Annotated in this window: 26 protein-coding genes, 1 tRNA gene and 2 pseudogenes; 10 read left to right on the top strand and 19 right to left on the bottom strand. The window is 62.5% G+C overall.

The features are described 5' to 3' along the window. Window positions 1-165 precede the first annotated feature (165 nt). On the top strand, window positions 166-348 hold the full coding sequence (locus FA702_RS23495) for a ribbon-helix-helix protein, CopG family (protein ID WP_136954510.1): 183 nt from the start codon (window positions 166-168) through the stop codon (window positions 346-348). A gap of 9 nt (window positions 349-357) precedes the next feature. On the opposite strand, the gene FA702_RS22960 is transcribed toward FA702_RS23495, so the two are convergent. Both FA702_RS22960 and FA702_RS00125 read right to left on the bottom strand, forming a co-directional pair. Further along, window positions 358-519, bottom strand: a complete 162-nt coding sequence (locus FA702_RS22960; protein ID WP_210417568.1) for a hypothetical protein — start codon at window positions 517-519, stop codon at window positions 358-360. A gap of 331 nt (window positions 520-850) precedes the next feature. After that, on the bottom strand, window positions 851-2,056 hold the full coding sequence (locus FA702_RS00125; protein WP_136954509.1) for a hypothetical protein: 1,206 nt from the start codon (window positions 2,054-2,056) through the stop codon (window positions 851-853). Window positions 2,057-2,198: 142 nt separating this feature from the next. Between FA702_RS00125 and istA the strand changes: the two genes are divergently transcribed. Beyond that, window positions 2,199-3,662, top strand: a complete 1,464-nt coding sequence (gene istA / locus FA702_RS00120; RefSeq protein ID WP_162832905.1) for an IS21 family transposase — start codon at window positions 2,199-2,201, stop codon at window positions 3,660-3,662. Then, entirely contained in the window at window positions 3,662-4,471 is an 810-nt protein-coding gene (gene istB / locus FA702_RS00115) for an IS21-like element helper ATPase IstB (RefSeq protein WP_009823666.1), read from the top strand. Before istA ends, istB begins: the two co-directional genes overlap by 1 nt. A gap of 217 nt (window positions 4,472-4,688) precedes the next feature. Here the strand turns inward: istB and FA702_RS00110 are convergent, their stop codons facing one another. From FA702_RS00110 to FA702_RS23485, 14 genes are all read right to left on the bottom strand, one after another. Next, a complete protein-coding gene (locus tag FA702_RS00110; protein WP_136954508.1) occupies window positions 4,689-6,596 on the bottom strand; it encodes a tape measure protein in 1,908 nt (635 codons plus the stop codon). Beyond that, entirely contained in the window at window positions 6,589-7,038 is a 450-nt protein-coding gene (locus FA702_RS00105; RefSeq protein ID WP_136954507.1) for a hypothetical protein, read from the bottom strand. Before FA702_RS00105 ends, FA702_RS00110 begins: the two co-directional genes overlap by 8 nt. An 11-nt stretch (window positions 7,039-7,049) precedes the next feature. Then, window positions 7,050-7,421: an HK97-gp10 family putative phage morphogenesis protein gene (locus FA702_RS23490; protein ID WP_370385519.1), complete on the bottom strand. Its 372-nt coding sequence runs from the start codon at window positions 7,419-7,421 to the stop codon at window positions 7,050-7,052. Between the two features lie 90 nt (window positions 7,422-7,511). Further along, window positions 7,512-7,694, bottom strand: coding sequence for a hypothetical protein (locus FA702_RS00095; protein ID WP_136954505.1), 183 nt, complete (start codon window positions 7,692-7,694; stop codon window positions 7,512-7,514). 118 nt (window positions 7,695-7,812) lie between these two features. Next, a complete protein-coding gene (locus tag FA702_RS00090) occupies window positions 7,813-8,697 on the bottom strand; it encodes a hypothetical protein (RefSeq protein ID WP_136954504.1) in 885 nt (294 codons plus the stop codon). Between the two features lie 9 nt (window positions 8,698-8,706). Continuing rightward, the gene (locus tag FA702_RS00085; protein WP_136954503.1) at window positions 8,707-9,168 is read right to left on the bottom strand and encodes a hypothetical protein; all 462 of its coding nucleotides are present in this window, start codon (window positions 9,166-9,168) and stop codon (window positions 8,707-8,709) included. A gap of 978 nt (window positions 9,169-10,146) precedes the next feature. Next, window positions 10,147-10,860: a recombinase family protein gene (locus tag FA702_RS00080; RefSeq protein WP_136954502.1), complete on the bottom strand. Its 714-nt coding sequence runs from the start codon at window positions 10,858-10,860 to the stop codon at window positions 10,147-10,149. Between the two features lie 226 nt (window positions 10,861-11,086). Continuing rightward, entirely contained in the window at window positions 11,087-11,308 is a 222-nt protein-coding gene (locus FA702_RS00075) for a hypothetical protein (protein WP_136954501.1), read from the bottom strand. After that, complete coding sequence (locus FA702_RS00070; protein ID WP_136954500.1) at window positions 11,298-11,747, bottom strand: DUF5681 domain-containing protein; 450 nt, start codon at window positions 11,745-11,747, stop codon at window positions 11,298-11,300. The genes FA702_RS00075 and FA702_RS00070 overlap by 11 nt, the downstream gene beginning before the upstream one ends. Beyond that, complete coding sequence (locus FA702_RS00065; protein WP_136954499.1) at window positions 11,731-14,208, bottom strand: AAA family ATPase; 2,478 nt, start codon at window positions 14,206-14,208, stop codon at window positions 11,731-11,733. The genes FA702_RS00070 and FA702_RS00065 overlap by 17 nt, the downstream gene beginning before the upstream one ends. Further along, window positions 14,195-14,341 (bottom strand): hypothetical protein, encoded by a 147-nt coding sequence (locus FA702_RS22635; RefSeq protein ID WP_168195958.1) that lies wholly within the window; start codon window positions 14,339-14,341, stop codon window positions 14,195-14,197. Before FA702_RS22635 ends, FA702_RS00065 begins: the two co-directional genes overlap by 14 nt. Before the next feature lie 4 nt (window positions 14,342-14,345). Beyond that, window positions 14,346-14,588: a hypothetical protein gene (locus FA702_RS00060; RefSeq protein ID WP_136954498.1), complete on the bottom strand. Its 243-nt coding sequence runs from the start codon at window positions 14,586-14,588 to the stop codon at window positions 14,346-14,348. Next, window positions 14,581-14,763 carry a hypothetical protein gene (locus FA702_RS00055; RefSeq protein ID WP_136954497.1) on the bottom strand — a complete coding sequence of 61 codons (183 nt, stop codon included), beginning with the start codon at window positions 14,761-14,763 and terminating at the stop codon, window positions 14,581-14,583. The genes FA702_RS00060 and FA702_RS00055 overlap by 8 nt, the downstream gene beginning before the upstream one ends. Window positions 14,764-14,766: 3 nt before the next feature. Then, window positions 14,767-14,982, bottom strand: coding sequence for an AlpA family transcriptional regulator (locus tag FA702_RS23485; protein WP_136957170.1), 216 nt, complete (start codon window positions 14,980-14,982; stop codon window positions 14,767-14,769). Between the two features lie 110 nt (window positions 14,983-15,092). Between FA702_RS23485 and FA702_RS00045 the strand changes: the two genes are divergently transcribed. The 4 genes from FA702_RS00045 to FA702_RS22630 are packed head-to-tail and all read left to right on the top strand — an operon-like array spanning window position 15,093 to window position 16,935. After that, window positions 15,093-15,698, top strand: a complete 606-nt coding sequence (locus tag FA702_RS00045; RefSeq protein WP_136954496.1) for a hypothetical protein — start codon at window positions 15,093-15,095, stop codon at window positions 15,696-15,698. A 2-nt stretch (window positions 15,699-15,700) separates the two neighbouring features. Continuing rightward, on the top strand, window positions 15,701-16,681 hold the full coding sequence (locus tag FA702_RS00040) for a site-specific integrase (RefSeq protein ID WP_136954495.1): 981 nt from the start codon (window positions 15,701-15,703) through the stop codon (window positions 16,679-16,681). Further along, on the top strand, window positions 16,624-16,770 hold the full coding sequence (locus FA702_RS23480; RefSeq protein WP_370385484.1) for a tyrosine-type recombinase/integrase: 147 nt from the start codon (window positions 16,624-16,626) through the stop codon (window positions 16,768-16,770). Before FA702_RS00040 ends, FA702_RS23480 begins: the two co-directional genes overlap by 58 nt. Before the next feature lie 24 nt (window positions 16,771-16,794). Beyond that, window positions 16,795-16,935, top strand: a complete 141-nt coding sequence (locus FA702_RS22630; RefSeq protein ID WP_168195957.1) for a hypothetical protein — start codon at window positions 16,795-16,797, stop codon at window positions 16,933-16,935. Between the two features lie 20 nt (window positions 16,936-16,955). On the opposite strand, the gene FA702_RS00030 is transcribed toward FA702_RS22630, so the two are convergent. After that, window positions 16,956-17,041 (bottom strand) — tRNA-Tyr (locus FA702_RS00030). Window positions 17,042-17,340: 299 nt separating this feature from the next. On the opposite strand from FA702_RS00030, the gene FA702_RS00025 reads away from it, so the two are divergent. The 3 genes from FA702_RS00025 to FA702_RS00015 all read left to right on the top strand — a co-directional run bounded on the left by FA702_RS00025 (window position 17,341) and on the right by FA702_RS00015 (window position 18,918). Then, entirely contained in the window at window positions 17,341-18,075 is a 735-nt protein-coding gene (locus tag FA702_RS00025) for a TrmH family RNA methyltransferase (RefSeq protein ID WP_168195956.1), read from the top strand. Window positions 18,076-18,259: 184 nt separating this feature from the next. Then, the gene (locus FA702_RS00020) at window positions 18,260-18,589 is read left to right on the top strand and encodes a hypothetical protein (protein ID WP_136954494.1); all 330 of its coding nucleotides are present in this window, start codon (window positions 18,260-18,262) and stop codon (window positions 18,587-18,589) included. Further along, window positions 18,586-18,918, top strand: coding sequence for a hypothetical protein (locus tag FA702_RS00015; protein WP_136954493.1), 333 nt, complete (start codon window positions 18,586-18,588; stop codon window positions 18,916-18,918). Before FA702_RS00020 ends, FA702_RS00015 begins: the two co-directional genes overlap by 4 nt. A 126-nt stretch (window positions 18,919-19,044) precedes the next feature. Here FA702_RS00015 and FA702_RS00010 read toward each other — a convergent pair. Further along, window positions 19,045-19,315: pseudogene (locus FA702_RS00010) on the bottom strand (HU family DNA-binding protein). 226 nt (window positions 19,316-19,541) lie between these two features. After that, a pseudogene (lon, locus tag FA702_RS00005) lies at window positions 19,542-21,649 on the bottom strand (endopeptidase La); the annotation flags it as partial. Window positions 21,650-21,653 lie beyond the last annotated feature (4 nt).

The following is a 21,653-nucleotide window of genomic DNA, read 5'->3' as shown; positions in this document are numbered from 1 at the left end:
TTACCCAGGGCGGGGACGAGGGGTTGCGGCACATTGGCAGCGCACCCCGGAAAGGGTACTACGTTGTTAGCCATGACGATCTCCATGCGATCGGTTGCGGTTAGGGCGGCGTGAGAGGGCTCAATCTCTCTTGCCGCCCGCATTTTATGCGCGTATAAAACATGCATGTCAACAATTAATGCGCGCAAAAAACCACGAGGCAGGCCATCAGTTGAGAGCGAAGAAATTCGGGCTCGCGTACAGCAGCCATTACTCGGCAGGTTGGATGAATATGCGGCGGAAAATGATCTACCTCGGGCCGAAGCCATCCGCCGGCTCGTCGAGGCTGGGCTTGAGCGCTTGGCTTAGGTAGGCGATTCACCCGACCCATTCGCCGATCTCGACGGCGCCAGCACCATCGTGGGAGGTTTCCACCAATGGTGTAAAGCTGATCAGACGCCTTTCCGCCAGCCTTTCCATCGCGCGCTTCACGCTGTCGTGCCGCGATTCTACGAGATCGGCAATCTCGCGGCTGCTCATGGTCTGGACCGGATAAACTACTTACGCGGTTCGATTACCAGAACATTGTTCTATGTGGTCAGCATGGCTGCGGAGTAGATTCGCATACCGGGTAGCTCCGGCGACAGGATCATCCGATAGATTCCTCTTTGCGCACTCCCATGCGGCGGCGAGAAAGAGGGCAATCAATTCCCCTATGTCGGATTGGTTAACTGGACGCCCTTCCCGCTCAGCGGCTGCCATGAACCATTCCATAACTATGCCCGCCACCTCCCCGGCGTCGACCTGAAGTTTCTGCGCTATCGCCAGGCTGGCGTCATTTGTGGGATTCTGCATCGTGTTTCCTTTGCCGTCAGGTTCGCGGCCGGCTTGCTCGCGCCATGGTGTAATCGGCAGCGGCCTTCACCGTCTGCGGCAACGCCTGCTTGTGGACTTCCACCGCGACCCCCGCCGCGCGCTGGTCGATCTTCGCGTCCAGGTCCTCGGTCAGGGACAGCTTGATCGCCACCGGGGCTGCCGACTGCGCGGCCATGGGGCGAATGGCGCTCATTTGACCGAGCGGGATGATCTTGCCGCTGTCCTGCGGGACGAAGGCTTCCACCCTCCCCGGAGAGGCGGCCTCGTTCACGCGGTAGGCTTGTCCGGCGTTGACGTAACCGCCTGAGGCGCGGCCGAATTCGGCGCGCAAGGATGCTGTGGTAGAGGCAAAGCTCGTTGCCCCGGTGCCGATGCCGGAGCCGCCGCCGAAAATGGAGCCAACGGCGCTGAAAAGCCCTCCGAGAATACCGCTGGAACCGCTTGCGGCACGCGCCTTGTCCAGCGCAGCGGCAATAGGCTTCATCAACACGTCTTCGATCAGCAGGTTCAGCAGGCTGGAAATCAGAGGGTCCTTGATCCCGATCTGCTTCTCCACGGCGCTGCGGATGCTGTCGCGGACGCTGTTGAGTTCATCGACGACATATCCCTCGACATCTTCGTTGATGGCATCAGACGATCGATTGAGCCTGCGACGGTACGATTCGAGAGGCGTTTCGTTAGCGCGTGACGCCGAGGTGCGCTTTGCTGCGGTTTGCCCGTCCAGCGCCGCAAGCGCTGCTTCTGCGCGTCGCTTCTCCGCATCGCTGGCGGTCTGCGAGTTCTTGACCGTCTCCAGCATCGATCGCTGGTACTGATCCTCTAGATCAATGATCTTGAGCGCGATACGCTTTCGTTCAGCAGCGCTGTCGGCAAGATCACCCTGCGCCTGCAATGCATCCCGCTGGATGTTGTATTGCTGGTCAGCGAGGTCTGCGGTGTCACGCTCGATTTCAGCGCGCTTCTGGAATTCGATCCTCTGCCGCTCCGCCTCAGCAAGGTATTCCACCTGCTCGTTCAGGGCAGCCTTCTGCGCATCGCTGTAGTGCTTGTCGGCGTTGATTCCCGCTCGCGTCCGGATGCGAGCGTGCGTGGCGACAACTACGATGGCCGGTTGAGCGGCAACTATGATGGCCGGTAGGATCGGTTGTCTGGGCTGATCGTAGGGAGGGGCGTAGCCCCGACCGGAGAGCGGACCAGACAACCGGTGGCGATCTTTTTCCCCTTCTTTCGGGGGGGCTGATCGGGGCTGTGGCGGGCGGTGGTATCGGAACACTCATCGAACAACGAGCGATGGGTTTGCGATGCCGGGCCACCACATTTCCGATCAGCAGGTATTTCTCTTCATGACCCATCGTCGCCAACACACCCAGGCCGTCGCGGCTGCCAAGGCCGGTATCAGCGAGCGCAGCGCACGCCGGATCGAGAACGATCCGCAGCTTCCGTCCCAGAAGAAGAAGGAGCGCCACTGGCGCACCCGCGCCGATCCGCTCGAGCCATTCTGGCCACGCGTCGAGGAGTTGCTCCAGATCGACGGTATCATTGCCGTCACGGTCTTCGAGACGCTCCAGGACGAGTTCGGCGAGGATGCTGTTCCCGATGCGATACGACGAACACTTGAACGCCGGATCGCCCGCTGGCGGGCACTGCACGGCGGCGAGAAGGAGATCTTCTTCCCGCAGCATCATGAGCCCGGTCGGCAGGGCCTGTCGGATTTCACGGTATGCGACAGTCTCAAGGTCACCGTTGCCGGCGAGACCCTGGCCTATCGCCTTTACCACTTCCGCTTGGCGGCGAGTGGCTGGGAGCATGCGGCTGTCGTGCTGGGCGGGGAGAGCTTTGCCGCCCTTTCGGAGCACCTGCAGGATGCCTTGTGGAAGCTGGGCGGCGCGCCGGCCGAACACCGCAGCGATTCCCTGTCAGCCGCCTACAAAAACCTCGACGCCGATGCGCAGCGGGATTTTACCCGAAGCTATGACGAGCTGTGCCGTCATTACGGCATGCTCGCTACCCGCAACAACCGCGGCGAGGCGCACGAGAACGGATCGATCGAAGGTCCCCATGCCCATCTCAAGCGACGGCTCGATCAGGCCTTACGCCGGCGGGGAAGCCGCGATTTCGTCAGCATCGAGGCCTGGCGCGAGTTCGTTGAGGCGCAGGTCGCCAGACAGAACCGGCGGCATGCTGCGCACATCGATGCAGAACGCAGGGTACTCAAGGCGCTGCCCGCAAGGCGAACCACCGATTTCGCCATGGTCACCGTCGATGTCACCCGCAACGGCACCGTCGCCATCGATCGGGTTACCTATTCGGTGCCTTCCCGCCTCGTCGGACGGCGCCTCAACGCGCATCTCTTTGACGATCGCATTGAGCTCTTCCTCGGTCCGGACAGGGTAATGTCCACGCCGCGTGTGCGGATCAGCCATCCCCACCGGGGGCACAGCATCGATTTCCGGCACATGATCGGTAACCTGCGCCGCAAGCCTGGTGCGCTGCGCAACCTCGTCTACCGCGAAGCCCTGTTCCCCGATCACGCCTACCGGCGGGCCTGGCAAGCCTTCGATGCCCAACTCGATGGACGGCAGGCCTGCCGCGATGCCGTCGCGCTGCTCGATATCGCCGCCAGGGGCGACTGTGTCGACGTGCTGGCCCGGCGGATCGATGAGGCACTCGACAGAGGGCGCTTGCCCGATGTCGATGCGCTCAGGGACGAGTTCCTGCCAACCGCAAGATCGCAGCGCGATGTCACTATCCCGCCTCCCGATCTGCACAGCTACAACAGCTTGATCGCCAGCGGGGAGGTGTACTGATGACCCGCACCAAGGACCAGGCCGCCGCCGTGCTGCCTACCCTGCTCAAGGCCTTGCGCCTGCCGAGTATCAACCGCAACTGGAAGCGCCTCACCGACACCGCCGATCGCGATGGCTGGCCGGCCGCCAACCTGCTGGCCTCGCTTCTCGAGATCGAGATGGCCGATCGCTCCTCCCGGCGCATCCAGCGCCATCGCGACCAGTCCGGCTTGCCCGCAGGCAAGACCTTCGCCACCTTCGATTTCGACGCAGCCCCCGGCATCCGCAAACCGCACCTCTTGTCCCTCGCCGCCGGTGACGACTGGATCGAGAGCGGCGGCAACCTGCTGCTGTTCGGCCAGAGCGGGACCGGCAAGACGCACGCAGTTGCTGCCATTGGTCATGCCCTCATCGACACGGGGCGGCGCGTCCTGTTCTGCTCCACCACCGACATGGTCCAGAAGCTCCAGTCCGCGCGCCGCGACCTCAGCCTACCCGCCATGCTCGACAAGCTCGACAAGTTCGATCTCATCGTGCTCGACGATCTGTCCTACGTCCGCAAGGACCAGGTCGAGACCAGCGCCTTGTTCGAGCTCATCGCCCACCGCTACGAACGCCACTCGCTCGCCATTACCGCCAACCAGCCATTTTCGGCATGGGACAACGTCTTCCCTGATCCCGCTATGACTGTCGCCGCGATCGACCGCCTCGTGCACCACTCGATCATCATCGAGATGAACGGCGAAAGCTACCGCAAACGTTCCGCCGTCGCCCGTATCAACGCCGGCGATTACGACCCGCCGAATGGCGCCCCGGACCGGCCATCATAATTGTCGCTGGCTTCGCGCTCGGGAGCACCCTTGCTGAGGCAACGGGTAATTGTCGCCAGCGGCAATTACATGCCAACCATCCCATGCGCTTCAGACCCTCGCTTCCGGCCAGCGTCAGCGACAATTACCCAGCGTCGTAATTGTCGCTCGACGGTTGCTCCCCGCAACAGCAAATGGTAGCCAGAATTCACCAACCGGCGCGGCCACCTATCGGCCATCATAATTGACGCCGACCGGACTCCGTAATCGTCGCGCTACAGCGAGCGAGTTCCACATTACGGGTTTCCAGTTCGGCGCGCTGTTCGACAGACGTTGCGACCGAACCGTAGGCCGAATTGGTCTGTTGCAGGAGGTTGGCCATCTCCTCGTCGAAGCGGGCCTTGATCTCCATGGCCGATGGGCCAGTTGGCTTCTTAGCCTTTTTCGTTTTGCCAGCAATTGGCGTGGCTGGCGTTGGCGTATCCTCAAGGGATATACCATTCTGAGCGGCTCTAGAAACGCCAATGAGGATCGCGCGCTGCCGCGCTTCCTCCTGTTTTGAGGCCTGAATCTGGCCTTCAATAGTTTGAACCTGGTTGTCCTGCCCCGGAAGATAACCAAAGCGGGCGACGCTCCCGCCGCGTGAGGTGCCTGCCCGATCAAGCTGGCTCTTCAGGTCCCGCTGCCTCTCTTGCTCTTCGACAATGCGCATCTGCGCCATTTTGATTGCCGCCAAGCCAGATTTTTCCGCCAATCGTTCAGCCGCTTTCGCAGCCCGGTCATAGGCTGCCGCTGCGCTGTCTATTCCCGGCACGGCCGCCTGTGCCGCACGCGTCAGATCTTCAGTTTTGATGCCGGCTTTGTCTAGTTTAGAAACCAGACGTTCAAGCTTGCCCTGGCTTTCTTCCGCCTTTCTTGCCAATTCTTCGGATGCAGCCGACGCCTCCGCTGATTTGACTACGAAGTAACCTACAGCCACCGTCAAAGCGGTTACAGCCAGCCCGAGAGACCCGCCGAATACTCCAAGCAATCCTGTTCCCGCGCGCGACGCAAGGCCGGATGCTACACTCAGGGAGGTCACTGAAGCCGCTGCGGCTTCTGCACTCACCGATGTGCCCAGCATGACTGAATTCAAACGCGCCTGCATCGCCGCGTGCGCCGCAGCAGTCTGTGTGGCGCGCTCATCAGCGGCAGCTTTCGCGATCGTGGCAGCCGTTGCGACCGCGAGCCCGGCTGCGTACCTGGCAACAATGATCCCGCTTATCACCGCCAGCGCCGGAATCAGCGTATCCAGATTATCGGCGATCTTGCTCATTGCTGTGCCCAGCGCGGCAGACACACCGTTGGCCTTGTCGGCTTCCCCGAAATAAACCGTAAGGGCATTGTTCAGCGTGGTGAACCCGGCGGATAGCGTAAGGCTCGCCTTCGCCGCCCGATCCTCAAGGATTTTCGAGCCATCCAGAATGGCCGTGAAAAATTCCTGGCTGGTGACGGTGCCCTTTTTGACATCGGCGGTCAGCTTGGCGACCGAGCCGCCCCAGCGCGTAGAGCCGGCCGCCGCCGCTTCCAACAGCGGAAACATGCCGTCAAGCAGCGAATTGTATTCCTCGGCCTGAATCTTCCCGCCGCGCAAGGCCTGCCCAAGCTGGAGCAATGCGCCCTGGGCTTCCTCGGCGGACGATCCCTGAATCTTGAGCGAAGCGGATACGGCATCGGTGATCCCGAATATCTGCTGCTGCGTTGCTCCAAGTTCCTTGCTGGCCTGCGTCAGGGTCGAGAACAGGGAGGACAGCCCTTCCAACTCGACGCCGTACTTCTGCGCAGACGTAAAGAGCCTGTCCTGAACCTCTTTCATCTGGTCGCCGGCAACGCCTGCAACTCTCAGGTTATTCTGAAGGCGCGTGAACCCATCGAGCAGGCCAACCAGTTCGCGGCCCGAGAAGTACGCGGCAAATCCGGATGCCAGTCCTTTGATGTGCGAGGATATTTCCCCGCTGGAACGGCTGATCTCGCCCTCAAGGTGCTTGTAGCGCGCCTCTTGTAGGCCAAGCATCTTGTCTACTGATGTGGTTGTGGAGCGGAGATCGGACAGATAGCCATTCACCCGGGCTTGAAACTCGAAGATGAGGGGGTCGACCTCACTCATCGGCTTGGCCCGCCTTTTGCGGATCGGCGGCAGCGGTATTCGCCGCGACTTCTCCCAATTGATTCCCGTAGATCGCGGCGCCAAGAATTCGCCAAGCCAATGCCGCACTCTCGCCGAGAGGACGGGCCGGATAGACGTACCTGTCTACCAGTGCCAGTGCTGCTTGTGGACCGACCTCGATGGTTTTGTCGTCAACCACCGCCTTGTTTCCGCCGATCAACGCGGCGCGGATCAGATCACGAATTTGTTGAGCTTCAGCGGCGCCGCCTCCAGAGAAAATAGCGTGACCTTCCCCATTCATCATAATGCAGGAACGCAAGTTAAACTCTAGCCCGCAGATGGTTCCGTGCTTTTCTTCGAACTCAGAAACCTGCCTTTGGGGCAAGAAAAACCTGTACGATCCATCGGCAAAGGGCATGGTAACTTCAGTGGGATAGGTCATGTGCAAATCCTTCATTCTGTCCGGAGCGCCGCGTTTATGCGCTTGCGGAGGACTTCAAGGGCTTTGGGACGAAATTTGTCGCGCGCTGGTCGCAAGAACGGACGCTCAGCCATCTTCGACGTGCCGAATTCGAGATCATCAGCATAAGGGGCGTCAAAGACTACACGCGCCTCAGTCGGGCCGGGCTGGACGACGTGACCACTATCAGCCAGGGTGCGAGTGTCATTGTTTGGAGGCTGACCCGGCGCGGATGGCTTATGGTTCTTACCGGATTGCGAGCCCGCTGTGATTGACCGGTGAGCTTCCGCGCGAACGTGATCCGCACATTCGTAGAGGCCTTCGCCAACGGCTTTCCAGAAACCGCTAGACCCATAGCCGTGCATCCGGCCGCGAAAGGTATCGCGTGGCCCCCTACCCACGGCAAACATGCTCCATATTCGCCGCCACGGAGAGGAGATGCTTGTAGCGCCCCTTCATGCCGCTACTCCCATCGGCCGGATCACCTCGCCAACCCTATCGCCCCAGCTGAGAACCTCAAAGCGCTCGACGCCGATCGCCATCAACGCCTTCGCGCCAATACCTATGGCCGTACCGATGCCCGGAATGAATGACGCGATGGTCGCTACGACCGATAAGACCTTGAGGACTTTGGACATACGGTTTCCTTTCCTGCGTGCTGTAAGGAACCTTGGGTGCGCCGGGGGCAGCCCGGTACTTGGACTGCCCCCGACTCCGCAGCGGGAAGACGATCAAAACTGACCGCGCGGAAACTGATCATGAAACCGGCTCGATGCTCGCACCCAGGCGGCGCAGCCGTTCCGCTGCATTTGCGTGCAGCCGGATCGTGCGAGCGCTGTTGTCAGTGCGAAATGCGCCGATGATGTCCTCAGGGTAGAGCGTGAAGCCCGTCTCGACGCCACTTTTGGGATCGCGCCCTTTGACTTCCGTCATCTGCTTGATCGCGCCTGCGGAAACGGAGTAGCCCGCCCATGCTTCGGCCTCTGCCCGATCTTGGCGGCGCTGGGCTTCGACCTGCCTTTTCCGCCCTTCGGCAACCTGTTCGGTCCAGTGTTTCGCCGGTCGCTCAGGAGCAGGCCACGCCAGTTCATGCCCGTTGGCGAAGGATGGCAGCGCGATCTTGGACAACTGCCGGAATAGCAGTGAGCCTTTGGTGAAGTTTCCGGGAAGGTCGCGCGCCACCGCCTCCGCATCCGCCTCGTAGATGCCGGCGGCCTTCATCGCGGACGCGTTGCTGGTCACCGCAGACAGCAGACTGACAATGCGCGCTTCGATGTCGGGCCATTCGGCGCGCAAGGCCGCGGCGATGCGATCACGTTCCGCAAGCAGTTCGCCGCGGCGGCCGGCCACTGCCTGCTTCTGCTCCGACGCAACACGGGCTGCGAGTATGGTCTCAAGGTTGGCGACCACCTTGCTCATCGCGAGGATGTCGCGGCGGGCGCGATCGGCGCGGGCGCCGGCTGCGTCACGATCCTCATCGCTGAGGCCAAGGTTCAACGCGTCATCGTTGGCCTGCGCCATGATCCCGCTGAGGCGCTCGCGTTCTGCGGTTGCCTCGCCGATCAGGGCCTCAAGTTCAGCGCTACGCGCAGCAGCATTGGTCAGCGCCTTGGTGAGGCGCTCGTTCAGGGGCTTTGCCATGTCGGGACCTCAGAGGTAGCGCGCGGCGCGGATGGCGGAGACGACGTGCGAATTGTCGGCGAACGCCCTCGATGGCGCGGAGGCGGCAACCGCAGCGCCAGTATAGCGGGCATCGCGGATTGCACTGACATCCTCAGCCCGGGAACCGGTGGCGCGATCGGCGATGGCCGCTGCCACGCTCTGCGCGACATTCTGGTCATTGACGTACCGCAGGGCTGCGGACGTGGCCGCAATATCAGCCATGATTTCCGCCTGGCGAGCCTGCGACGGCGAAATGAAAGGCTTGCCCGCGTCGGTCAGGAAGACGACTCCCGCCGCAGGTGCAGCATCATGCACAGTGGCATCGAAGGAAACTTTCTCGCCGGGGGCGAGAATAGCCGCAGCGCGACGGAAACCAGCGCGAAGCTGGCCGGAAGCATCAAGGGCGATGTGCGGGGGGACGGTCTTACCGTGAGGGTCGATAAACGACATTGGCGTCTTCTCCTGGCTGGCCCGGTGCCGATCACTGTGACCGGACATGGGGCGGTCGGCGGAGTGCCGAACGGGAGGAGCGTTGCTTGTCAGTGCAGTTAGTTTTACCGCCGTCAGAATGAAAAATGCCGAATGCTCAGCATCGGGACGACAGTGTTTCGCGGACGATATGCCCCCGGCGCGCAACCCTGTCCGCCGTGCACTGGTCTACCGGAACTGTGTGCAACATCTTTCTCCCGCGCTCGCGCACATAGTCCGCCCGCGCCTTCTTCAACTCTTCCCTCCCGCATTCGTTGATCCATCGGCGGATGCAACGCCAATTCGCCCGGTAGTGTTCGACGATTCCGTCCCAACCGAGCCTGATGTAGGTTTCCCGAAAATCACGGGGGCAAGGCCGACGTGGGCGGATAGTGCCGGTGTCGTGAACTCGTCCGTCTGAGCGTCGGCATTCCAGCATGCCGATATTGGTGCAGGGCCGCGCTCGTGACGGTTACCGCCGTCAAAAGCTTTCCGACGATTCGCGGTTCATGTGTGGGCATATGTCTACGCACGACACCACCGGCCGTCTCCAGACATGGCGGCCGCCACTAAAAAGTGCTGGATAGTGGAAATCGCCAGCCCCCGCCGGGCGGGAAAGAGCAGGGCGGCCTATGCGAGATCGCGGAGAACCTGCACCGCTGCGACCTGACCAAAGAGCAGCGCGACGAGCATATCCGGCGGTATGCGGAATTGCTGGAGAGGCAGCGGGATGAGGTAATTGTTTGTCAAAATGATAAACAATTATCGCGCCCAGTTGGCAGACCAAAGGCGATCGTCACGGAAGTAGCAGAGGCCACAGGCCTGAATACGCAAACGGTGCGCCGCGCGCTCAACCCCAAGCCTAAAGTCGTGGACATCAAGTCCGCTATCGAGCCGGAAAGCGCCCACGACGCCATCATCCGCGAAGCCAACGCGATCGTGTCCGCTTGGAACCAGGGTTCAGGCCAGCCGCGCTACCAAATTGCGCACACTCGACGCATGCCACCTACCGCCGCGCGGGGTGACGAACCCACCTTCGTTCAGGCCCGCCGCGATCCCTGACAGCGTGTCGATACCCCGAGCGCGCATGTCATCGACGATCGGGCGAAGCTCCTCAGCCCGTTGGGCGGCTTCGGCCCGCACAGTCTCGATTGCCTTTCCATTGCCCTTCCCGGCGCGCTGTAGCGCGGCAGCTCCGTTCGGGTTGCCGAGGCGCTGGCCTGACTTGTACGGATCACCATTGGCCTTTGTGAATGTGCCTCTCGCCTTTGCGGCCTGCAGGGCTTCCTTGGTGCGCTTCGATATTGCCTTGCGCTCAGCCTGGGCCACCGCAGCCATGATGTGCACGGTGAGTTCGTTCGCCTCAGGCATGTCCGCAGCGACGAACCGGACGCCGCTCTCCTGCAGTGCTGCGAGGAACGCGACGTTGCGTGAGAGGCGGTCCAGCTTGGCAACCACCAGCGTTGCGCCGGTCACCTTGGCGCGGTGCAGAGCCTTCGCGAGTTCCGGCCGATCGTCACGCTTCCCGCTCTCGACCTCCGTGAAGGGCGGCGCAGTCAGTTCCCACCCTCGCGACGAGCATAGGCTTTCCACGGCTGCCCTCTGAGCCTCAAGACCCAATCCGGAACGGCTCTGCGCAGCCGTCGAAACACGGTAATAAGCCACTGCCCGCATGGTCTCGCTATCCTTACAAATCTGGCTAACGTTCGTTACGCCAATTTGTAAGGCTGAGCAAGCAGCGTCCCGGACGGTCATTTCTCACGCCCATTGTTCGGCAGTGCAAACACGGCCTTCCCTCCGTAGCATATCTTCGTCCAGCCTCCCTCAATTACGACGAGGACGCCATCGCCATCGGGGCTACGACGTTCGAGCGACACAAGCCGCCGAGTGAAATCGCGGCTCACAGCAGTAAATCCTCGGGATCGCTGTGCAGCATTACCCGGGACAACCAAGGGGCCGCGTGATTGAGCACATGGCGATAGGCATCAACCAATCTCCCTTCTACCCGGTCGGGATCACATCTCGCCACCGCAGCGTCGATCTCTATCTGGCTGGGGCGCCGATCGCTGCTGTTCGAGCTGCGTTCGAGTGCGATCAGCCGTCGCCGCATCTCACCTGCCATTGTTTGCCTCCAATGCCGCCAGCCGCGTCTCGATGTCGGCTGTCTCCAGTGCTTTCCTGTGTTCCGCCAACATCGCTGCGAGCGATTGGCCTTCGGTCGGCGTGAGGTCGCCTGACGCCACTGCTGCCATGATCGCGGCTAGCGCCACGGGGTGATCAGCCGCAGCCTCCACCTTGGGCAACTCGAACACGACAGGTCGGTCGCGGCGCGGAGGCGCGATCCGGTCCATGCAGATCCGCAAGGCCTGCACGTCGCCTTTCAGCGCGAGATCGATTGCCTTTTGCGTCAACTGTTCCGTCTGGCCGTCGAGGAGCGCCTCACAGGCCATGGTCGCCCGGTTGCGCGTTCCCTTCGCCTTGCCGGCGGGATTGCCGCTTCGGCCCCTCTGGAACGGGCGCCCGCGCTGTTTTTTCGGTGCATTATCAGCGGGCGTAGTCATGCCAAGCGGCTCCTGAGTTTGAATCCGACCAGTCCAGTTCTCCGTCCGGAGAGGAGGGCGAGGCGGCCCCAAGGGCCTCGCCCTCCCTATACGTAGTATAGGGTGTGTGTGGGGGCGCGGGTCGGCGCGGGGTCGGCGCGGGGTCGGCGCACGGTGTGGGCGCGGGGTCGGCGCGCAGGTCAGCGCACACCCGACGAACCCCGAAGCGATCCTTTCTGCCTGTCCGACAAACTAGCCCCACCTCGATCTCGCCATTGCGGAAGAGGCGATCCATCGCGGCCTCAAGTTGAGGCTTTTTGAAGCCCTTCGCCTCGTCCATCGCCGCAAATTCCTTTGGGGCATAGGTCCGGGAGGCAGGGCTTTCCGACACCGGCCGCTCTTGCGCATTGCGTATATCCAGGCAGGCAAGGAAGGCCGCATTTTGGGCATTGGCGCGAATGACATCGTCAATCGCTTCGCGCCGATCCTGTGGGATGTCCTCATCGCGCACAAACGCCCAGTCCAGCCACCGGAAGCGCACGACATCGCCCTTTTGGCTATAGTTCGCTTTTGGCAATGACAGGGTCCGCACGTCGGCTTCTTCGTCGTGCTCAAGCCAAAGCCGCGAGCGTACCGCGTTGTTCCATGCGGTCGAGCCGCTCCATTCGTCGCCAGCCTTGTTCGGATGGCCGACCAAGATGATCGCCGCTCCAGTCTCCATGGCAAGCCGGTTCAGCACGTTGACGAAGCGCGTCACGTCACCGCGATCGTTCTCATTGCCCGTAAACAGGTGGGCTACGTTGTCGAGGATGATTAGCCGGGCGCCGGTCGCGTGCAGAGTCGCGACAAGACGGTGATAAGCCGGCGTCAGACTCATCTGGCCGTCGCCAGAAAAGTTCGCCAGCTCGTTGCCTAGCTCGCCGCGAAGGCTCGACAGGAACAGCTTGCCGGACAGAGCCGACATTTCAATTCCCAGTGCCTCGCAAAGATGTTGCTGGCGCCAATGCAACTGGTTCTCGTCATCTTCGCACGTGAGATAGATCGCAGGACCGCTCGCCACTGATAAACCAAGGCACGGTATAGCCGCCGCCGCACATGTTGCGAATTGCTGACCCAACAGACTCTTTCCGGCGCTGCCTGGTCCGTAGAGCAGTGTAACCTCACCTTCCGGTGCAATGCGCTCAATGACGTAACGCACGGGTTCCGCGCGGCGCGAGGCGAGCGCTGCAAGATCGAGCATTGGCAGCGGCATCAACGAACCGGATAGCGCCTTGTCCGTCAGGGTGCGCAGATCGTCCGCCGTGCCATTCCAATCCATGATGTCGCCCTTCGCGGGCAATCCCGGCAGATCGACGATGCAGGCTGTACCGCCCACATCTTCCACCGCCGCCTTGACCGTCTCGGCAAACTTGCGGCCCGGATCATCATTGTCGGGCAGCACGACCACGGACAGGCCCGCCAGCGCATCAGCATATTCTCGCTGCCACCCATTCGCCCCGAAGGCAATGGCCGTGGCAACAAACCCCATCGAGATGAGCTTGTCGGCCTTGCGTTCGCCTTCCACGAAATAGACAAGAGGCGGTTCGTTGGCCTTGTCCTTCGCTATCGCGACAGCATTCTGCAGATCGGTCAGACGATAGAGAACGCGGGGCAGGGCACCGAGGCCGTTGACCCATCGGCCGGCTTCGAATCGCTCTGCGACAAACCGCTTGTTATGACCCGTGGCTTCCAGGCGCTTGGTCCGATAGACCGTGTTGCCAACCCCATCGTCGTATTCGTAGCAGCCGGTTTCCCGCCATTGCGGCTTAGGCATACCCTGCCTTTCTGGACGCTCTGGCAGCAGGCCATGGCGGCGCAGTTCATCTTTCACGGCCAGCGCATCGCCACCGTTGAAACTGTGTACGAGAACACCGTCAGGGGCGTCCGGGTTCAGCGTGATGACCGTCCCCCTGTCACGCTTGGAATGCCCGTCAGTGGGTACGAGGACGCGATTCCCGCTGACCTCGCCCCCAAGGGCCGCCGCGATCGAGCGAAGGTCAGGCGCGCTTGCCATGCTCGCCCCCTCTGATCGGTGCGCCACAATCGCGCAGCCAGCCGATCGCAGTCTCGGACGGAAGAAGCAGCCGACGTGATGCCCGAGCAGGTACATCCGGTTGCCCCAGTCGATCTGGGCATCGGACAGCGTGCCGGCGCGGCCACGTGCATCGTAGCCCTTGAACTCGGGGAACGCGATCTGGCGGATGCCCCAGGCGACGAGATAGTCGAAAGCGCCGCCCTGAATGCCCTCGCGGCGCGCCTGTCTTGGATTGCGCCGCCCGGCATTCGGGATTGCGCAGACCAGTACGGCTGGCGCCAGATCGCGCATGAGGCGACGGAAGCGCACGACCCGCTCGATCTCAGACCAGCTGCGTTCCCCGTCCGGCCCTTCCACGCGGAACAGTGGCTGTGGGTCCAGTGAGGTTTCGAGGTCAGCCCAGCCCATGCGCTGCCTCCCGCTCTCGACGCGCGGCAATCATATCCTCGACTTCGGACAGTGTAAGGCCATGGCATCGCGCGATCAGACCGGCATCGAGCTTGTCGAGACGGCACAGGGCTACGGCGGTGAGGGCTGCCATGCGATTACCGGCTTGCGTGATCTGCTTGCTCTGAGAAGGCCGGCGCGCCTTCATTCGTCGCCTCCCTCTGCCAGTGCGGGCAGACCATGCCGGCGAGCAGGATGCGCAGCCAGTTCGCCTGCTTTTCGCTGAGCGGTGCGGTGCGATAGGCTAGGCCGCCGCAGAATTGCCCTTCCTTCTCGGACAGGGAATCGACCGCCAGCAAGGCGCGTGCGGCATCGGGGAAGCGGAGGAAGGGATCAGCCATGATAGGCACCTCCCCCGAACGCTAGCGCGGCTGCCATCGTGGCGAGTTCCGGGCGGATACCGATCAGGTATTGAGCGCGATAGGCGGAGAGAGTAAGGGTTTCGGTGGAACCGCCGGCCAAGCTATTCCACAGAACCCGGTCGCCCTTGGCGGTCGGGTTTTGCTTTCGGGGCATTGCTCAAGCCTCCCGTGCGCCGGTATCTCGGAATGCTTCGAGATCAATGAGGCGATAAAACACCCTGCCCCCGACCTTACGAGGACATGGTCCAATCCCACGAGACTTGTAGTCTGCCAGCGTTTTTGGGGTCAGACCCAAGAAAGCCGCAGCGTCCGATCGCGAAACACGGCCATCCGGAAGAACCCTCACCCGGACTTGTTCAAAGGAAGCACTCATCATCGATCTCCACGGAAACGGACTAGTATCCGTGATACGGAGCTATGCGATTCCGTGTTGCGCGGTCAAGAGAAAACGGATAGGTATCCGTAGAAATCTGGAGTACGCCGATGACTACCGAAAGCTACCGCCTCATTCCGGAAGGTTCTCCGGCATTTTCATTCAAGCAAGTGGAGGCTGTGCTAGCCCGCGCATTCGGTATCGCCGATGGGAAGCGCAAGACGTTCGTCGCGCGCTTGCAACAACTGCAAAAGTTGGGTTTGCCTGCCGGCACTAACACCGGACGGGGAAGCCGCGCCGCCTATTCCACATGGCAGATCTGCGAATTCCAACTCTACCTAGATATGCTCAATGCAGGCATCCCGCCTGCCCTCATCGCGGCCCGCTTCGCTACTGCTCCATTATACGCCAGTGATGGTACTGGCCGTTTCTCCGAAAAGATGGCGATCGAGGGGCGCGCATTCTATATGCACCTGCGCATCAACGCGCTTGATCACCTGTCCTCGGATAGTGACACCACGCCGAGCGCAGATAGCCCGACCCATACCGCATACAGTTGCGGTGCTGACTTGGCGCAAGTGTTGTCTTCTGCCCAAGGATGTCCTGGCCTGCTTATCGACAGCGCGGCCCGCATACGCTCCCTTCGAGAAGCGCTTGCAATTGAGGTGCCCGGTACGACAGACATTCCATTGTTTCAGCATTACGCTGACGAATAAGTATGGCGCTTAAATTCTCCCGCCTCACCCGCCCAGCGATTCGCGCGCTCGAAAAGGGCCAGCGCATCCATGAACACGGCATAACCGCCGAGCGGCTGACAAGCGGCGACGTTCGTTACAGCGTCAACGTCATGATCGATCGGCAGCGCGTGCACCGCGTCATCGGCCGCGAGAGCGAGGGCGTGACCAGAGAGCAGGCAGAGCGAGCCATCGAGACGTTGCGCACGCGCGCCCGAGAGGATCGCCTTGACCTGCCCACCGGGCGCAAGACGCACAGGACATTCGCAGAGGCCGCGACGGAGTACCTACAACGCCTTGAGGAAACCTTGTCCGAGGGACAGAAGGGATTCCACGACCTGCCCAACAAGCGGCGGAACGTGGACAAATACCTATCGCCCTATTTCGGCAAGCACCGCGCCGACAAGATCACGTCCTTTCTGGTGAAGCACTACCAGCGCAAGCGGCTGGACGACGGCGCCAAGCTGGCATCGGTCAACCGAGAGCTTGCGACCCTCTCCCACATGATGACGGCCATGGTCGGTTGGAAATGGATCAAGGACACAGACCGGCCCAAGATCGAGAAGGCCGAGGAACCGCGCAAGAAGATCGTGGTCTTGTCCGAGGCCAACGCCGAAGCCTTGTTCAAAGGGGCCGCAGGGGATCAGGACGCTTCGACCTGGCTATTTGTCGCAATCGGTCTGAACACCGCCATGAGGCATAGCGAAATCCTGCGCATTCGATGGGACGACATCGACTTTGACCGCAGGCGAATCGACATTCCGAGGGCGAAGGCCGGCCAGCGCGTCCAACCTATCACGGCGACGCTCGCCGACACGCTGCGCAAGGAACGTGAGCGCCGGCCGAAGGGTGAGTCTGGCTGTTCCCGGCCACCCGCGACGACACCAAGACGCCGCACCGCCGCGATATGGACCGCCAGTTTCAGCGGGCAGTCATTCGCGCCAAGCTGGACCCTGCAAAGGTGACGCCGCACGTCATGCGCCACACCGGGATTACCCGCCTTGTCATGGCTGGCGTGGACCTTCCCACGATCCAGAGAAATCAGCGGGCATAAGACGCTCGCGATGTGATGCGGTATGTGCACCTGACCGACGATCATATCGACAAGTCGATTGAGGCCATCGAGACCGGTTTTCTCGACACGATTGCACCAGAACTACACACGGGCACCGATTCGCCCCCACGGCGCAAACCGCGCCTTTCCCTTGCAAAAGGCTGATTTTGCTAAGGAAAGGCCGGTGGTGGACAGGGCTAGATTCGAACTAGCGTACGCTTGCGCGGGCAGATTTACAGTCTGCTGCCTTTAACCACTCGGCCACCTGTCCACACCAGTGCTGCCGGTGCGAGGTTCCCCGGAAACGGGTCCGCCTCTGATTTGAGACCCCGCGAAGGGGCCGTCCGGCCGAGAGGCGGCCCCTTTGGCGAAGCATCGCTTGCCTGTCAATGGGGCGACTGGCAGGAGGCACACGATATTTTCGCATTCCAGCATAAAGGTACTCTCCATGCCGCTCCCCACGATCATCGCGAAGCCCGGCAAGACGGACAGCGCAAGGGCCGCGCCCTGCGCGGCCGCGCGGGGCGGATGCAGGGCGGACGGGGTAGCGGACGCGGCAGCCAGGGCACCGTGCGCCTGTGGGGCCGCCACGCCGTCGAAGCGGCCCTGACCAATCCCGATCGCGTGGCGAAAAAACTGTGGGGCACGCGCGAGGCGATCCAGGCGATGCTCGACGATCACGACGCCGAACTGCCCGCGTCCTGCCGGTGGAATATGCCCAGGCCGGCCGATCTCGGCCGGCTGTGGCGCGCGACGCGCCGCACCAGGGCCTGGTGCTCGAATGCCTGCCGCTGGACGACGTGGCGCTGGACGACGTGCTGGACGAGGCCGACGCCGGACGCTGGTGCTGCTCGACCAGTCACCGATCCGCACAACGTGGGCGCCATCCTGCGCAGTTGCGCGGCATTCGGCGTGGCGGCGATCGTCACCAGGATCGCATGCCCCGCCCGAATCGGGCACGCTGGCCAAATCGGCCTCGGGCGCGCTCGAAACGGTGCCTTGGTGCGCGTGGTGAACCTCGCCCGCGCGCTCGAAAGCATCGCCGAAGCTGGATACTGGCGGATCGGCCTGGATGGCGATGGCAAGGATGCCTTCCCGCAGGCGGTGCCGACGGCCCCGTCGCGCTGGTGCTGGGGGCCGAAGGCGAAGGGCTTCGGCACAACGTGCGCAGCATTGCGATTCGATCGCGCGCTTGCCGATCTCCTCGGCGATCGAAAGCCTGAACGTGTCCAACGCCGCCGCGATCGCGCTCTACGCGATCGCCACGCGTGCAGCCGACTGAACCGAAAGGGAGAGAGCCCGTGAGCACGAAACGTCTGGTCGCCAGCCGCTGCTGATACTGACATCGCTGGTGCTGGCCGCCTGCATGCTGCTGCCGGCAAGTCGGATCAGACCTGACCCTGCACCGCGACGGCACGTTCAGCTTCAGCTACAAGGGGGAGATATTCCTGCTTCCGCTATCCAAGCTGGCGCAGGACAAGCGTCCGGCGTGGGCGAGAAGAAGCCGTTCACCCCTTCTCCCTGCCGGGATGAGGGCAGCGACGCCAGCCGGCCCTGCACCAAGGCCGAAGTCGACGCCCAGCGCGCCGCGTGGGACGTCGCGCTGCCCGCGGCAGCGCAACGCGACGCGGAGAACGAACGCATGGCCAAGGCGTGGCTTGGCGGGCTGGACCCGTCCGATCCGAAAGCCGCCGATGCGTTCGCGGAACGCCTGTCACGCCAGGCGGGCTGGAAATCGGTGATCAATCGCGGCGACGGACGGTTCGAGGTGGAATATCCGTCAGCGGTCGGCTCGACCACGATTTCAGCTTTCCCATGATCGAACGGATGCCGGCGGTGATGCCCTTCGTCACGATGATCCGCCGCGCCGATGGCAGCGTGCGGATCGACGCCCCCGCCTTTGCGAGCAGCGCCTCGGCATCCCCGCTCATGGCGATGCTGGCGGAAGTGGCCAAGGACAAGGCCAAGGGCGGCGGCTCCACCTTGCCGCAAATGGACGGCACGTTCACGCTGCATACCGACGGCGCGATCCTGGCGAACAACACCGACGAAGGCGCCAGGCCCGATCCGGCCGGGCAGCGGCTGGACTGGAAAGTCGATGCCCGGTCAGCCGCGATGCCGACGGCGCTGATCCGGCTCGATCGATAAGCTTCAACCCCAAAAGGAAAACCGCGCCTATCACATGACCGGCGCGGTTTTTCTGTGGTCAGACTTCCAGCAATGGCCGGGCTTCTGCCGGCGCGACCCGTTCGCGCCCGGCGGCCCGGCTCGCTATCAGTTCACCGCGTCCTTCAGGCCCTTGCCCGCCTTGAACTTCGGCTGCGACGAGGCCTTGATCGACATCGGCTCGCCCGTGCGGGTTACGGCCGGTCGAAGCCTTGCGCTTGGCGACCGAGAACGTGCCAAAACCGACCAGACGCACTTCGTCGCCCTTCGAGAGCGCCCCGGAGATGGATTCGAAAACGGCTTCCACCGCCTTCGTGGCATCACCCTTCGAGAGGCCGCTGGCATCGGCGACAGCGCTGATCAAATCGTTTTTGTTCATTGCGGAACCCCCTACCTTTTCTTGGGAAAACTGCGGTTTCGGAATCGCCTTTCGGGTGCGCGGGAATTTGAGCGGAGAAAGAATCCGCTGTCAAAGACAAAAGCAACGAGAAACGTTGAATTTGTCTCAAAAACCAACGCATTTCCCGCAAAAGGAAAGGCGCACCCCATGCGGAGATGCGCCCCCTGATGATTGCGGCTTCGCGGACGTCCCGCGAAGGGGTCCGTCAGTGCGCGGTGGTGGAAGCCGGCTGGCCTCCCACAGCGGCTCCCGGCTGGCTCGCCAGATCGTCCGCCTCGGTCCACTCGATCGGCTCCAACGGAGCCGCCAGCGCCAGCGCCAGCACTTCATCCACGTGCTTTACCGGAATGATATCAAGGCCTTCCCGGATATTGGCCGGAATTTCAGCCAGATCCTTGCGGTTCTCTTCCGGGATCAGCACGGTCTTGATGCCACCCGCAACGCCGCGAGCAGCTTTTCCTTCAGGCCACCGATGGCCAGCACGCGGCCACGCAAGGTCACCTCGCCCGTCATCGCCACGTCCGCGCGGACGGGAATGCCGGCCAGGGTCGAAACCATGCGGTGACCATGCCGATGCCCGCGCTTGGCCCATCCTTGGGCACCGCGCCTTCGGGGAGGTGAATGTGCAAGTCCTTGCGCGCGAAAAGCGAAGGCTTGATGCCATAGGCAGGGCTGCGCGCCTTGACAAAGCTGAACGCCATCTGGACGCTCTCGCTCATCACCTCGCCCAGCTTGCCGGTCGTGCGAACGCCGCCCTTGCCCGGCACCGTCACGCTTTCGATCGTCAGCAGTTCGCCGCCCACTTCGGTCCATGCCAGCCCGGTCACCGCGCCGACCTGGTTTTCCTCGTCGGAAACGCCATGGGGAATTTGCGCACGCCGGCATAGTCGGCCAGATTTCGGGCGTCACAGTGACGGCCTTGGCCTTGCCTTCCAGTATCTGGCGCAGCGATTTGCGCGCAAGCCGGGCAATCTCGCGCTCCAGCGTGCGCACGCCGGCTTCGCGGGTGTAATAGCGGATCAGGTCGCGCAGCCCGGATTCGGTCAGTTCGAACTCGCCCTTCTTCAATCCGTGCGCCTCGACCTGCTTGCCCACCAGATGGCGTTGCGCGATCTCGACCTTCTCGTCTTCGGTATACCCTTCGAGCCGGATGATCTCCATGCGATCGAGCAGCGGCTGCGGCAGGTTGAGGCTGTTCGCGGTGCAGACAAACATCACGTCCGACAGGTCCACGTCGAGTTCGAGGTAGTGATCCTGGAACTTGGCGTTCTGTTCGGGATCGAGCACTTCGAGCAGCGCCGACGCCGGATCGCCGCGGAAGTCCTGCCCCAGCTTGTCGATCTCGTCGAGCAGGAACAGCGGGTTCGAGGTGCCCGCCTTGCGCAGGTTGGTCACGATCTTGCCCGGCAGCGAGCCGATGTAGGTGCGCCGGTGGCCGCGAATTTCCGCCTCGTCGCGCACGCCGCCCAACGACTGGCGCACGAACTGGCGCCCGGTGGCCTTGGCGATCGACTTGCCCAGCGAGGTCTTGCCCACGCCCGGAGGGCCGACGAGGCACAGGATCGGCCCCTTCAACTTGTTGGTGCGCGCCTGCACGGCCAGATACTCGACGATGCGGTCCTTGACCTTGTCGAGCGCGTAGTGGTCCGCATCGAGCACCGACTGCGCCGCCGCGATATCCTTCTTCAGCTTGCTGCGCTTGCCCCACGGCAGGCCCAGCAGCACGTCGAGGTAATTGCGGATGACCGTGGCCTCGGCGCTCATCGGCTGCATGGTCTTGAGCTTCTTCAGCTCCGCCTGCGCCTTGGCGCGCGCTTCCTTGGGCAGCTTGAGCCGGTCGATCTTGTCCTGCAGTTCCTGAATCTCGTTGGCTTCACCATCGTCGCTGCCGCCGAGTTCGGACTGGATCGCCTTCAACTGTTCGTTGAGGTAATATTCGCGCTGCGTCTTCTCCATCTGCCGCTTCACGCGGCCACGGATCTTCCTTTCGACCTGGAGCACGCCGAGTTCGCCTTCCATGAAGGAAAGCACCATCTCGAGCCGCTTGAGCGGATCGTTCTCGGACAGCAGCGCCTGCTTGTCGGACACCTTGGCCGCGATCTGACCGGCAACGGCGTCGGCAAGCGGGCCCGCTTCGGTGATCTCGCCAAGCTGGCCAGCGGCATCGGGCGAAAGCTTCTTCGACAGCTTTGCATATTCACCAAACTGCTCGACGACCTGGCGCATCATCGCCTCGATCTCGGTGCTTTCGGCCTCGATCGCGTCGATGATCTCCACCTGCGCCATCAGCACTTCGCCGTTGGCGCCGGTTTCGGGC

The organism is Novosphingobium sp. EMRT-2 (genome assembly GCF_005145025.1).
Lineage (GTDB): Bacteria > Pseudomonadota > Alphaproteobacteria > Sphingomonadales > Sphingomonadaceae > Novosphingobium.
This window is presented reverse-complemented; position numbering and strand designations above follow the sequence as displayed.